Below are 13,131 nucleotides of genomic sequence, written 5' to 3' on the forward strand. Positions count from 1 at the left end.
ACACGCCTGTCATCTGGGTGAAGCAAAGAGGCTGCAGATCATGGCCGAGAGGTCGTGACGGGAAGCGTTCGGCAACGCTTTCCGACGGGGCGTTCAAAGCATAGTTGGCCATAGTAAAAGCAAAAAAAAACAAGGCTATAAGCCTTGTTTTAAAGTATCGCGTGATCCTTATCCGTTACCGGGGCAGCGAACAAGCGCGCCTAAGATCTAATCCTCCCAAGACTTGACCGCGAAACGGCAAGAATTTAGCCTTCTTGCCTCTTTTGTGAGCTAAAATTAGCTCAAACATTGAGCTTTGTCATCTGTTTTTTTGCTTTTTTGCTACAGTCGCGCAGATTTTTTCTGTTGACAGATTTTCGTCGTAAATCCTTATAAAAACGCATCTTTTCGGAATCGTGAAAATATGCCGCATCGCCTGCATCCTCGGGCGTTTGCCAAGTTCCCCTCATGGAGAATGCGGGTTTCCTTCCGGCGCCGAAGCAGTTATGAACGGCCTCTATACATAATTTGCTAACGATTCCGTATAGAGCGGATCGTCAAACCATCTGGAACAAGCGTCATGCGTCTGTCTCGTTACTTCATGCCCATTCTGAAGGAAAATCCTAAAGAGGCTGAAATTGTTTCTCATCGGCTCATGCTGCGCACCGGCATGATCCGCCAGCAGTCGCAAGGCATCTATTCCTGGTTGCCATTGGGCAAGCGTGTGCTCGACAAGGTCAACAGGATCATCCGCGAGGAGCAGAACCGTTCCGGTGCCATCGAGCTTTCGATGCCGACGCTGCAGTCAGCCGAACTCTGGCAGGAAAGCGGCCGCTACGACGCCTACGGCAAGGAAATGCTGCGCATCAAGGACCGGCAGGACCGGCCCATGCTCTACGGCCCGACCAACGAGGAGATGGTCACCGACATCTTCCGGTCCTACGTCAAGTCCTACAAAGACTTGCCGCTGAACCTTTATCATATCCAGTTGAAGTTCCGCGACGAGATCCGTCCTCGTTTCGGCACCATGCGCTCGCGAGAGTTCATGATGAAGGATGCCTACTCCTTCGATCTGACGCAGGAAGGCGCTGTCCATTCTTACAACAAGATGTTCGCCGCCTATCTGCGCACTTTCAATCGTCTTGGCTTGCGGGCTATCCCCATGCGCGCGGATACCGGCCCGATCGGCGGCAATCTCAGCCATGAATTCATCATTCTTGCCGATACCGGCGAGTCGGAAGTCTTCTGCCACAAGGATTTCGTCAATTTCGACATTCCCGGCGAAGACACGAATTTCGACGACGTCGCCGGCCTGAAGGGCATCTTCGACAAGTGGACCTCGATCTATGCAGCCACTTCGGAAATGCATGACGAAGCTGCCTTCAATGCCATCCCGGAAGTCGAACGCCTGTCGGCGCGCGGTATCGAAGTCGGCCACATCTTCTACTTCGGCACGAAATATTCCGAGCCGATGGGTGCGAAAGTGCAGGGTCCGGACGGCAAGGAACACACTGTCCACATGGGATCTTACGGTATCGGCCCGACCCGCCTTGTTCCCGCCATCATCGAAGCATCGCATGACGACAACGGAATCATCTGGCCTGCGTCGGTTGCGCCGTTCGATGTCGTGGTGATCAACATGAAGTCCGGCGACCAAGCTTGTGACGAGGCTTGCGAAACGGTCTATGCCGCTCTGTCGAAGGCCGGCAAGGATGTCCTGCTCGACGATCGCGACGATCGTGCCGGAACGAAGTTCGCGACGGCAGATCTGATCGGTGTGCCCGTGCAGATCATCGTCGGACCGCGTTCGATCGCGAGCGGCGAAGTGGAAGTGAAGGACCGCAAGACCGGCGCTCGCGAGACGATGACGGTCGAGGCAGCGATCAAGCGGCTGGCGGGCTGACGAGAGCATGATGCCGAAAAGTGTAGGCGGTTTTCGGACGACATCATGCTCTACTTCTTTGATTTAGAGCGGATTTCAGATTTTAGGTCGGATCGACCTAAAATCATCCGGCTCTAGCGATAGATAGGATGGAAGGCGAATGGCGGTGAGTGCGGCAGTGGAACAGCAGGAAAATTCGTTCAAGGCCGGCCCATCGTCTCGTCCGTTTTCCGGATTCGAGCGGCTTGTGGCCTGGCGCTATCTGCGCTCCCGGCGCAGGGAGGCATCGATCTCGGTCATTGCCGGCTTCTCGCTGGTCGGCATCATGCTCGGCGTTGCGGCGCTGATCATCGTCATGGCCGTCATGAATGGCTTCCGCGCGGAACTCTTCAAGCAGATCCTTGGGTTCAACGGCCATGTCGTCGTCCAGCCTATTGATTCGCCGTTGAACGATTATGCTGAGCTGGCGAAGAAGTTTTCCACTGTCCCCGGCGTCATCATGGTCTTGCCGCTCGTCGAGGGAGAGACGCTTGCCTCCGGCCGCGGCGGCTCGGGCACCGGCGCGCTGGTGCGCGGCATCCGCTCGGAGGATCTGACGAGGCTCAAATCGGTATCGGATCACGTCGTTTCCGGCGATATGGTCGGTTTTGCCTCCGGGCAGGGTGTGCTGATCGGCAGCCGCCTCGCGCGGCAGTTGGGCCTGACGGCCGGTGACCAGATCACACTGACGGCGCCGGATGGGGATGTCACGCCGTTCGGCGTCAATCCGCGCGTCAAGGCCTACACGATCTCAGGTATCTTCGAAGTTGGTATGTCGGAATATGATTCCTCCGTCGTCTTCATGCCGCTGGAAGAGGCGCAGGTCTTTTTCAATGCCCAGGGCATTGCTGAGAAGATAGAGCTCTTCATCACCAACCCTGATGATGTCGATCAGCTGCGACCAAAGATCGAAGAGGCGGCCGGGCGGCAGATCTTCCTGACCGACTGGCGGCAGGTCAACGCCACCTTCTTCTCGGCTCTGCAGGTCGAGCGCAATACGATGTTCATGATCCTGACGCTGATCGTCCTCGTCGCCGCACTGAACATTATTTCAGGCCTGATCATGCTGGTGAAGGATAAGGGCAGCGATATCGCTATCCTGCGCACCATGGGCGCGACTTCGGGCTCGATCATGCGTATCTTCTTCATGACGGGGGCGGCCATCGGTGTCGTCGGTACGCTTGCAGGCGTAATCCTCGGCGTCTTTGTCTGCCTGAACATCGAGTCCATCCGTCAGTTCTTCAGCTGGATTTCGGGTACGGTGATTTTCAATCCGGAAGTCTATTTCCTCAGCAAACTACCGGCCAAGATGAATATGAGTGAGACCATCTCCGTTATCGTGATGGCTCTGACGTTGTCTTTCCTTGCCACGATCTTTCCGGCCTGGCGTGCCTCGCGGCTCGATCCGGTGCAGGCGTTGCGCTACGAATAAGGAATCCGCATTTGATGAAACGCAACGTCGTTCTTCAGCTCTCTGGCGTGGAGCGTCATTATGGGCAGGGTGAGATGCGCCTGCCGATCTTGAAGAAAGCCGATTTTACCCTGCGTAGCGGCGAGATGGTCGCGCTTGTCGCGCCTTCCGGCACAGGAAAGTCGACGCTCCTGCATGTCGCCGGCCTGCTCGAGCACCCGGATGGCGGCGAGGTGCTCGTCAACGGCCAGGCTTGCGAAGCCTTGTCCGACGACAAGCGCACGGCCGTGCGCCGCAGCGAGATCGGTTTCGTCTATCAATTCCATCACCTGCTGCCGGAATTTTCGGCTCTCGAGAACATCATGATGCCGCAGCTCATTTCCGGTCTCTCCCGCAAGGATGCGAGCGCGCGGGCCGCTCAGCTTCTCGATTACATGCGCATCGGCCATCGCGCCGATCATCGTCCGGCCGAATTGTCCGGCGGCGAACAGCAGCGCGTCGCGATCGCCCGCGCCGTCGCCAACGCACCGCTTGTGCTGCTGGCGGACGAGCCCACCGGCAACCTCGATCCGGATACCGCGCATTACGTCTTCGATGCATTGGAAGCGCTGGTGCGCCAATCTGGCCTTGCGGCCCTGATCGCCACCCACAATCACGAACTCGCCGCCCGCATGGACCGCCGCGTCACGCTGAACGACGGCAAGGTGGTCGAGTTCTGATCGTTCGTTATGGAACGATCAAGCCGCCGCGATAATCCAGCTCGTAGGCCTTGCGCTCCCTGATCATGATGGCCTCGTGGCCGGTGAAGTGGTCGCAAGCGCCGGTACTATGGTCGATATAGCGGCCATAAGCGTGTTCGAACTCATAGCCGCCGAGAAAGCGCTTTTCGTCCAGATAGAGACGCATGAGCGCCGCCTTGATGACCATGCCCGCGCGTGTCCCGTCGATCAGATCGGGCACGATGATACGACCGAAATAATTCATCGCCCAGATCGGCTCGCCATCGTACCAGACGATCTCCTGCCCGGCGAAATCCGTGCCGCCGAAATAGCTGTCGAGATAGCGCCAGCGGCCGCTGACATAGCCGATGTCATGCGAGCCATTGCGGCAGGACGGCTGGCGCTCGCCGTCGCCGACATAGGTCTCGGCCTTGGCGATGACAATAAAATCGTTCAGCTCGGCAAGATCCGGCATGACGCTCTCCAATTCTGGTGAGCGGCCACAATGCCTGCGATCAGGCGATTTGTAAAGAACAAAAAGAGAACATGCGTGGCTATTCGCCGTTTCCGCAGGCCTTCTGGCCGATATCGTCCTGCCAGTCCTGGATGCTGACGGTCTTGGCCTCGGCTTTCAGCGTCTTGCCGTCCTTGGTCACTTTGCCTGTTAGCACGTTGTAGTCGCAGTTATGGCTGTTATTCGGCTCGAGCGTATCGCGGGAGTCGTAAGTGTAGCCGGCAACTACGAAATTGTTGTTGCGATAGGCAAGCGTCAGCGTTTGATGCCAGCGATCCCGCCCGATGGCATCATTCTGCGAGACGATCGCGATCGAACCGTTCGGCAGCGCCGAGATCGACGGTTCCTGGCCGACGATGCCGCCGGGCGCGACGCTGCCCCATATCTTGTTCGGAGCGCTTGCGGCGAGCTTCAGCAAGGAGTGTTCGTCATCGCGCAGATAGATATAGACGCCGATCGGGTTGTCGGCCTGATCGTCCTCGGCGCCTGCTGCGAGCAGGGCGAGATCCGGCTTGCCATCCTTGTTCCAGTCGCCGATCGCGGCGTCAATGATGCGGCCGGGCGCGGCGGTGTCGTCAGCATGAGCAACCGTTGCAGCCGAAAGAAGAATGAGAGCGCAGGCAAGTGATTTCATCGTAATGTCCCCGTTTGCTTCTGCATAGCGCCGGACCATTTCCGCGTCCATCCGCAGACGGAAAAGTCGGGTGATGAATTTTACTGACACCTCTATTGACTCTCGAACAAAAATAGAACAAAAAAGAAACATAACGAGTAAGGAGAGCGTAAATGACCGATATCATTCGAGACGTTGCAGCATTCACCTCCATCGTCATGTTCGTTGCCAGCTTTTCCCTCATCATGATGGCGATGTGAATTTTATCCTCCATATGCACATGCTTGCTCCCGTATTTGATGGGAGCAACTTCTGGACTTTATGATCCGCAATGCCGAAAATAGCACTGATTCATTTTGGCATGCGGAAGGGTATGAGATGGCAGATGTAGGTGGCAGCGGCGCGGTTGCGCCGGTCGGCGAAATGCCGGAATTCGTGCACCTGCGGATTCATTCCGCCTACTCTCTGCTAGAGGGCGCACTGCCGCTCAAGAAGATACTGGCCAAGGCCGCCGGCGACAGTCAGCCGGCCATCGCAATCACCGATACCAATAACCTCTTCGTTGCGCTGGAATTCTCGCAGAAGGCGATGGACGAGGGCCTGCAGCCGATCATCGGCTGTCAGGTATCGATCGACATGGAAGATGGCGGCGAGGGCGAGAAACGCGGGCCGCAGCAGGCACTGGCGAAGCTGCCGTCGATCGTGCTGCTTGCCTCCACCGAGGAGGGCTATGAGCGCCTCGTCGATCTGGTGAGCCGCGCCTATCTCGGCGGCGAAGGCAATAGCGCCGTTCACATCACCGCATCATGGCTGGAAGAGATCGGCACGGAAGGCATGATCGCGCTGACCGGCTCGTTGAGCGGGCCTGTCGACATGGCGCTGAAGGAAGGGCACTCCGGGCAGGCGCTCTCCCGGTTACTGAGGCTGAAGCGTCTCTTCGGCGACAGGCTTTATGTCGAGTTGCAGCGTCACGGCACCTATGATCGCCGCCACGAGCAGAAGATGATCGCGATGGCTTACGAGCATGACATTCCGCTCGTTGCGACCAACGAGGCCTTTTTCCCGACGCGTGACGATTATGACGCGCATGACGCGCTGATGGCCGTTGCCCACAATGCCATCGTCTCGGACGATACGCGTTTCCGCCTGACGCCGGATCACTATCTGAAGAGCCGCGCCGACATGGCGAAACTCTTCGCCAATCTGCCGGAGGCTTTGGAGAATACGGTCGAGATCGCCCGCCGCTGCTCCTTCGTCCTGAAGACGCGCAAGCCGATCCTGCCGCGCTTCACCGGCGCCACTGACGATGCGGAAGAGGCCGAACGCGCCGAGTCCGCGGAGCTGCGCGCCCAGGCAGTGGAAGGGCTCGACCAACGTCTGGCTTCGCTCGGCATGGCACCGGGCTACGAGGAAAGGGAATATCGCGACCGGCTGGAATTCGAGCTCAGCGTCATCGAGCGCATGAAGTTCCCCGGCTACTTCCTGATCGTTGCCGACTTCATCAAATGGGCCAAACGGCATGATATCCCGGTCGGCCCGGGCCGTGGTTCAGGTGCGGGCTCGCTGGTCGCCTATGCGCTGACCATCACCGACGTCGATCCGCTGCGCTTCTCGCTGCTGTTCGAGCGCTTCCTCAATCCGGAACGCGTCTCGATGCCGGACTTCGATATCGACTTCTGCCAGGATCGGCGCGAAGAGGTGATCCGCTATGTGCAGGCCAAGTATGGCCGCGAGCAGGTGGCGCAGATCATCACCTTCGGTTCGCTGCAGGCGCGCGCCGCCCTGCGCGACGTCGGCCGCGTGCTGGAAATGCCCTATGGCCAGGTCGACAAGATCTGCAAGCTGGTGCCGAACAATCCCGCCAATCCGACCCCGCTCAGCAAGGCAATCGAGGAGGAGCCGCGTCTGCAGGAGGAGGCGGACAAGGAGCCGGTGGTCGCCCGCCTGCTCGATATCGCCCAGAAGATCGAGGGCCTTTATCGCCATGCCTCGACGCATGCCGCCGGTATCGTCATCGGCGACCGGCCGCTTTCGAAGCTGGTGCCGATGTATCGCGATCCGCGCTCCGACATGCCGGTCACCCAGTTCAACATGAAATGGGTGGAGCAGGCCGGCCTCGTGAAGTTCGACTTCCTTGGCCTGAAGACCCTTACGGTTCTGAAGACGGCTGTCGATTTTGTCGCCAAGCGCGGCATCAGTATCGATCTCGCCAGCATCCCGCTCGACGACAAGAAGACCTATGACATGCTCTCGCGCGGCGAGACGGTTGGCGTGTTCCAGGTGGAAAGTGCGGGCATGCGCAAGGCTCTCATCGGCATGCGCCCGGACTGCATTGAGGACATCATCGCGCTTGTGGCGCTCTATCGGCCGGGTCCAATGGAGAACATCCCGGTCTATAACGCCCGCAAGCACGGCGAAGAAGAGATCGAGTCGATCCATCCGAAGATCGACTATCTCCTCAAGGAAACGCAGGGCGTTATCGTCTACCAGGAGCAGGTGATGCAGGTCGCCCAGGTGCTCTCGGGTTATTCGCTCGGCGAAGCCGATCTTCTGCGCCGCGCCATGGGTAAGAAGATCAAGGCGGAGATGGACCAGCAGCGCGAGCGCTTCGTCGATGGTGCCATCAAGAACGAGGTTTCGAAGGGGCAGGCAGACGTCATCTTCGATCTGCTCGCGAAATTCGCCAACTACGGCTTCAACAAGTCGCACGCCGCTGCCTACGCCATCGTCTCCTACCAGACCGCCTATATGAAGGCGCACTACCCGGTGGAGTTCCTGGCAGCGTCGATGACGCTTGATATGTCCAATACCGAAAAGGTCAACGACTTCCGTCAGGATGCCAAGCGTCTGGGCATCGAGGTCATCGCGCCATCGGTGCAGACCTCTTTTCGCCATTTCGAGACCGGCGACAACCGCATCTACTACGCGCTGGCGGCGATCAAGGGCGTCGGCGAATCCGCCGTCGACCATATCCTCGAAGTGCGCGGCGATCAGCCATTTGCCGGCATCGAGGACTTCTGCCTGCGCATCGATCCCAAGCAGATCAACCGCCGCGTTCTGGAAAGCCTGATCTGCGCCGGCGCCTTCGACTGCTTCGAAATCGACCGTGCGCAGCTGATCGCCGGCCTTGATCGCATCATGGGCTATGCCCAGGTGGCGCAGGAAAACAAGCGCAGCGGCCAGCATGACATGTTCGGGAGTGCGGCGTCAGGTCCGGAAAAGATCGTGTTCCCGCCCTATACGCCTTGGCTTGCCTCGGAGCGGCTGCTGCGCGAGTTCCAGGTGCTCGGCTTCTATCTGACGGCGCATCCGCTCGACACTTACAAGAGCGTGCTCGACAAGATGCGCGTGCAGCCCTTCGCCGATTTCTCCGCCGCGGTGAAGCAGGGCGCCAGCAACGGCCGCCTGGCTGGCACGGTGATCTCGAAGCAGGAGCGCAAGACCCGCACCGGTAATAAGATGGGCATCTTCGTCTTCTCCGATGCCTCGGGACAGTTCGAAGCCGTGCTCTTCTCCGAAACGCTCAACCAGTATCGCGACGTTCTCGAAGTCGGCAAATCCTTCGTCATCACCGCCCAGGCGGACGAGCGCCCGGAAGGCATCAGTTTGCGCCTGCAGACGGCGCAGTCGCTGGAGGAGAAATCGCTGCAGATGCAGAAGGCTCTGCGCGTCTATGTCCGCGATTCCGGGCCGCTGAAAGCCGTTGCCGCGCATCTGAATGCCAAGGGCGACGGCCTCGTCTCCTTCATCGTCATCAAGGAGGAAGGCTTGCGCGAGGTCGAGGTAGCACTGCCGGAGAAATATCGGATCACGCCGGAAATCGCAGCCGCGCTGCGTACGGCGCCGGGCGTGATCGACGTGGAGCTGGTCTAGAGCAATTCCAGGAAAAGTGCATGGCGGTTTTCCGTCCGGAATTGCGTAAAAGCGAAAAGGCTTTAGCCCTTCTTCCCGAGCGCGCCGTTATTGGTGATGGTGATGAAATCGGTTTCGTTCCCGGTTTCAGGTCCAACGCCGGTGTCGGAAATCGTCAGCGATGAGCCGGCCGTCAACAGATCCTCGATGCGATGGCGCACCTCGTCGGGAACGCTGATGCGGCTCAGCGCCTGTTCGGCCGCATCAAGCGATTGCGATTGCTCCTCGCTGGAAATGCCGTACCGCTTCTTTGCTTGCTTGCTCAGATCTTCTTCCAGGGTCATGCCGAACCAATCTGCCTTGCCGTTGATGCGGTCGATCGTGTTGGCGGTGAAGAAGTGCACGCCGAGTGCCTCCTGTGGCTCGGCGATGATGGCAGGCCCTTCAAAGAGTGGCTTGAAATTCTGACGGACCATGATTGCGCCGTTCGGTGGTTCGCCCTTGCCGGCGGCGGCATAGACCACCTTCATCAGGGCCGGGCTGACAAGATCGCCTATAGCTTTGATGTCATGTGCCTTCCTGAAGTCTTCGATCGCCTGCACCGTCGAAGGTCCGAGCATGCCGTCGGGCGTTCCGGTGATGAACCCCATTCCGTTCAGGAGGCCCTGGAGGTCGCGCACATTTTCGCGCAGGCCACGCCGGGTGATCAGGATGCTGAGTGGCGCGAGATCGGCAGGCGGCGCAACGATTTCCTGGGCCTTTGGTATCTTGATCGAGGTAACATCGTTCGTCGCAACCTGCAGGGATTGTCCCTGCTGCAGAAAGCTTGCAGTCATGGGGCGAAGTTCAATGCCAGAGAACAATGCCGGCGGTGGCGCGGCTTGCGGCTGGAACAGCATCGCGTTTTCGAAGGGCTGGGGCACCAGCGGCTGATCGGCGATGACGACATGCACGCCGCGCTCGGTCATCTGGTAGAGCATCTTGGCAAAGGCCTTCGGCATGCGCACGCAGCCGTGGGATGCAGGGTAATTCGGAACCGAGTTGGATTCGTGCAGTGCGATGCCCGACCACGTCAGCCTCTGCATGAAGGGCATGGGCGATGCCGAGTAGAGATTGGACTCGTGATAAACCTTCTTTTCCAGAATGGAGAAGATGCCGCTCGGCGTCGTATGGCCGCGCTTGCCGGTCGAGACCTTTGACGTCGCCACCACCTGGTCGCCGTCATAGACCGCAAGCGATTGCCTGTCCTTCGATACAACGATCTGCAGGGTGCGGGCATCCGACGCGGCAAAAGCAGGCTGGGAAAGGGCGGTGGCTGACAAAAGACCAAGCCCAAGCAACAAAAACGGCTTCATAGACACAAACCAAAACGCAATACTCGTAGCGCCCAACGTTAGACTTCGAAGTTTAAGGAAGACTTGCCGAAAAGCAGTGCCCTGTTGCTCCGGTGAAAGCGTCTGGCTGTTTGGTTATAGCCAAATGCGACATCGCCGAAGCGGAGCGGTCAAACTCTGCTTCGGCGATGACTGAAACGTTGATCTCCCGGGATCAGTGAGCGCTGGAGGCCACCCAGTTGTGCCAGTCCTGCTCGCTGCCATGGAAGGCGTTGAGGTCGATCTTGCCGTCGACGCCGTGGGAGACGCCCGAGCCGGAATACTGCCAGAACAGCCATTTGCGGCCGGGATAGACCTTGGACGGATGCGCGGCAACCGCGCGCAGCCAGAAGGGATAGCTGAGCAGCTCGCCGCTCAGATTGTCACGATAGAAATCCGGAGCGGTATAGACGATCGGGCGCTGGCCGTAGTGCCTTTCCAGCTTGTCCAGGAAGACCTGCATCTTGGCAAGCACCTGTTCGCGCGAGGGGCGTCGCTTGCAGCTCGACTCGCCGTTCCATTCCACGTCGATAACAGGCGGCAGCGCCCCGGCTTCCCTCGGAACATTGCGGATGAACCAATCGGCCTGTTCGCCGGCAGTCCGGCACCAATAGAAGAAATGGTAAGCGCCATGTTTCAGACCGGCTTGCTGGGCAGCCCGCCAGTTCTTCTTGAACATCGGATCGAGATGGTCGCCGCCATCCGTGGCCTTGATGTAAACGAAGTTCGCGCCCTGCGTGCGCAGCGTATCCCAGTCGATTTCGCCCTGCCAGCGCGAGACGTCGACGCCATGGACAGCAAGCTTGCGAGGCGACGTCGAGGAGCCGAAGTTGATCGGCTTGGCATCGCGGAAGCGATGGCCATAGATCTGCATCGGCTGCTGCCGCAGAGCGCGGGGGATCGGGTTCGACGGCGCGAGCATGGCGAGCGGCCGTTGCAACGGCACCGGAGCGTCGCCGCCGCCCTGGCTGGACGGCACGAATGCTTCCGGCCGGATGTCGGTCGGCATCGCGACTGCCAGAGCTTGTTGCCGCTCGACGCGTGAAACCGTTTCGCCGATTTCGACCGACGGCACCGCTCGGCCGGTCTTTGTGATCGAGCTGGTCATTTCTTTCGAAGGCAGGCTGGCTTGCGCGGCTTCGCGCTCACCCCGTGCGGTGCAGCCTGAGATCGTCAGACAGGCGAGAAAAATGGTCGATACAGCCGATAGACGCATAGGAACCCGTACGCAAAACACAATCGACGACGAATCCACGCCGCCCGGAAGTTACAGACTCTGAGTCCTAATGGAAATTTACCAAGAAAGTTTGAATCCGAGCTTTTCTCGCGCAAGGAATCGCGCACGTAAGCGGATTATTTCCTGGGCAGCCAAGTGTCACTTGATGGTGATCTACCGATAAGATGTTGTTATTTATGGCGTTTATCGCCGAATGTGTAACCGGTCTCGACCGTCTTGTTGCCGAATTTTTCTCGCAGCTTGTCCATTGCAGCCTCCGCAGCTGCTCGGCGCGTCGCCTGTTCGTCGATAAGATCGGGCGGATCCGCGCGCCCGGCATCGCCAAGATCGGTGACGCCGATGCCAATGAGGCGGAACTTCGTCCCGTCGGTCTCGGCTTCAAGCAGACGCAGACCGGTGCGGAAAATCCGGTCCGCCAGCTGGGTCGGATCCTCCAGGCGGCGATTGCGTGTCCTGCTCTTGAAATCTGAAGTCTTCAGTTTGAGGACGACGGTCTGGCCGGCGATGCCGCTGCGCTTCAGGCGCCGCGAAACCTTTTCGGAGAGATCGCGCAGGATCGGTACGAGATCGTCATGGCGGGAAATATCTTCGAAGAAGGTGGTTTCGGAAGACACGCTCTTTGCTGCTTCGTTCGGATGCACCGTCCGGTCGTCGATGCCGCGCGAGAGGCGGAAAAGCCGCTGCCCGATGACGCCGTAGCGGCGCATGAGGTCGCCTTCCTCCATGCCCTGCAATTGGCCGATGGTGCGAATGCCATCGCTCTCGAGCGTTGCGGCAAAGGCTTTGCCGACACCCCATATGATCGTGACCGGCCGCGGCTCCAGGAAGGAGAGCGCCTCTTCCCGTCCAATGACGGAAAAGCCGCGCGGCTTCTGCAGATCGGAGGCCACCTTGGCGAGGAATTTGCAATAGGAGAGGCCGACGGAGATGGTGATGCCGATTTCCTGTTCCACGCGCCGGGCGAATTTGGCGAGGATGCGGGCCGGCGGATCGTGATGGAGCCGCTGCGTGCCGTCGAGTTCCAGAAAGGCTTCGTCGATCGAAAGCGGCTGCACCAGGGGCGTCAGATCCTGCATCATGCCACGGACTTCCCGGCCGATGCGGACATATTTCTCCATGTTCGGGCGGATGACGACGGCTTGGGGGCAGGCTTCCAGCGCCTTGAACATCGGCATGGCCGATCGGACGCCGTGGATGCGGGCGATATAGCAGGCCGTTGAGACAACGCCGCGCTTGCCGCCGCCGATAATGACGGGCTTGTCGGCCAGCTCCGGATTGTCTCGTTTTTCTATCGACGCGTAGAAGGCGTCGCAGTCGATATGCGCCAACGTCAGGGCATAAAGTTCCCGATGGTAGAGGAGGCGAGGGCTGCCGCATGCCCGGCATCGCGTTCGCGCCGCCGATTGCTCGCTCAAGCAATCGCGACAGAAGCCGGGAGTTTTGTCGGGCGCATTGGTCATCGAATGAGAACAAAAATTGAACATCGCCACTTTATGTTCTAACTTTGCGAGT

General features: G+C 59.1%; 9 protein-coding genes. 4 read left to right on the forward strand and 5 right to left on the reverse strand.

Annotated features, from left to right (window positions below; genetic code table 11):
* Positions 1-559 precede the first annotated feature (559 nt).
* The 3 genes from proS (at position 560) to GA0061102_RS05580 (ending at position 4,030) form a co-directional block, all read left to right on the forward strand.
* The gene (gene proS, locus GA0061102_RS05570) at positions 560-1,882 is read left to right on the forward strand and encodes a proline--tRNA ligase (protein ID WP_092844836.1); all 1,323 of its coding nucleotides are present in this window, start codon (positions 560-562) and stop codon (positions 1,880-1,882) included.
* Between the two features lie 139 nt (positions 1,883-2,021).
* Positions 2,022-3,332, forward strand: a complete 1,311-nt coding sequence (locus GA0061102_RS05575) for a lipoprotein-releasing ABC transporter permease subunit (RefSeq protein WP_092844838.1) — start codon at positions 2,022-2,024, stop codon at positions 3,330-3,332.
* A gap of 14 nt (positions 3,333-3,346) precedes the next feature.
* Positions 3,347-4,030: an ABC transporter ATP-binding protein gene (locus GA0061102_RS05580; RefSeq protein WP_092844840.1), complete on the forward strand. Its 684-nt coding sequence runs from the start codon at positions 3,347-3,349 to the stop codon at positions 4,028-4,030.
* A gap of 7 nt (positions 4,031-4,037) precedes the next feature.
* On the opposite strand, the gene GA0061102_RS05585 is transcribed toward GA0061102_RS05580, so the two are convergent.
* Both GA0061102_RS05585 and GA0061102_RS05590 read right to left on the reverse strand, forming a co-directional pair.
* Positions 4,038-4,505 carry a DUF5680 domain-containing protein gene (locus GA0061102_RS05585; RefSeq protein WP_092844842.1) on the reverse strand — a complete coding sequence of 156 codons (468 nt, stop codon included), beginning with the start codon at positions 4,503-4,505 and terminating at the stop codon, positions 4,038-4,040.
* A 79-nt stretch (positions 4,506-4,584) separates the two neighbouring features.
* Positions 4,585-5,178, reverse strand: coding sequence for a hypothetical protein (locus tag GA0061102_RS05590; protein WP_167667915.1), 594 nt, complete (start codon positions 5,176-5,178; stop codon positions 4,585-4,587).
* Between the two features lie 357 nt (positions 5,179-5,535).
* On the opposite strand from GA0061102_RS05590, the gene dnaE reads away from it, so the two are divergent.
* Positions 5,536-9,030 (forward strand): DNA polymerase III subunit alpha, encoded by a 3,495-nt coding sequence (gene dnaE / locus GA0061102_RS05595; protein WP_092845253.1) that lies wholly within the window; start codon positions 5,536-5,538, stop codon positions 9,028-9,030.
* A gap of 62 nt (positions 9,031-9,092) precedes the next feature.
* Here the strand turns inward: dnaE and GA0061102_RS05600 are convergent, their stop codons facing one another.
* The 3 genes from GA0061102_RS05600 to GA0061102_RS05610 form a co-directional block, all read right to left on the reverse strand.
* A complete protein-coding gene (locus GA0061102_RS05600) occupies positions 9,093-10,364 on the reverse strand; it encodes a L,D-transpeptidase family protein (protein WP_092844846.1) in 1,272 nt (423 codons plus the stop codon).
* Between the two features lie 193 nt (positions 10,365-10,557).
* Positions 10,558-11,598, reverse strand: coding sequence for a glycoside hydrolase family 25 protein (locus GA0061102_RS05605; RefSeq protein ID WP_092844848.1), 1,041 nt, complete (start codon positions 11,596-11,598; stop codon positions 10,558-10,560).
* Between the two features lie 191 nt (positions 11,599-11,789).
* A complete protein-coding gene (locus GA0061102_RS05610; RefSeq protein ID WP_092845255.1) occupies positions 11,790-13,079 on the reverse strand; it encodes a DNA polymerase IV in 1,290 nt (429 codons plus the stop codon).
* Between the last annotated feature and the right edge of the window lie 52 nt (positions 13,080-13,131).

It is taken from the genome of Martinezella miluonensis (assembly GCF_900094545.1).
In the GTDB taxonomy this organism is placed as follows: Bacteria; Pseudomonadota; Alphaproteobacteria; order Rhizobiales; family Rhizobiaceae; genus Rhizobium; species Rhizobium miluonense.

Coding starts and splice junctions, on each gene's coding strand:
- dnaE (WP_092845253.1), top strand. CDS start 5,536: ATGGCAGATGTAGGTGGCAGCGGCGCGGTTGCGCCGGTCGGCGAAATG.
- GA0061102_RS05580 (WP_092844840.1), top strand. CDS start 3,347: ATGAAACGCAACGTCGTTCTTCAGCTCTCTGGCGTGGAGCGTCATTAT.
- proS (WP_092844836.1), top strand. CDS start 560: ATGCGTCTGTCTCGTTACTTCATGCCCATTCTGAAGGAAAATCCTAAA.
- GA0061102_RS05610 (WP_092845255.1), bottom strand. CDS start 13,079: ATGACCAATGCGCCCGACAAAACTCCCGGCTTCTGTCGCGATTGCTTG.
- GA0061102_RS05590 (WP_167667915.1), bottom strand. CDS start 5,178: ATGAAATCACTTGCCTGCGCTCTCATTCTTCTTTCGGCTGCAACGGTT.
- GA0061102_RS05575 (WP_092844838.1), top strand. CDS start 2,022: ATGGCGGTGAGTGCGGCAGTGGAACAGCAGGAAAATTCGTTCAAGGCC.
- GA0061102_RS05600 (WP_092844846.1), bottom strand. CDS start 10,364: ATGAAGCCGTTTTTGTTGCTTGGGCTTGGTCTTTTGTCAGCCACCGCC.
- GA0061102_RS05585 (WP_092844842.1), bottom strand. CDS start 4,505: ATGCCGGATCTTGCCGAGCTGAACGATTTTATTGTCATCGCCAAGGCC.
- GA0061102_RS05605 (WP_092844848.1), bottom strand. CDS start 11,598: ATGCGTCTATCGGCTGTATCGACCATTTTTCTCGCCTGTCTGACGATC.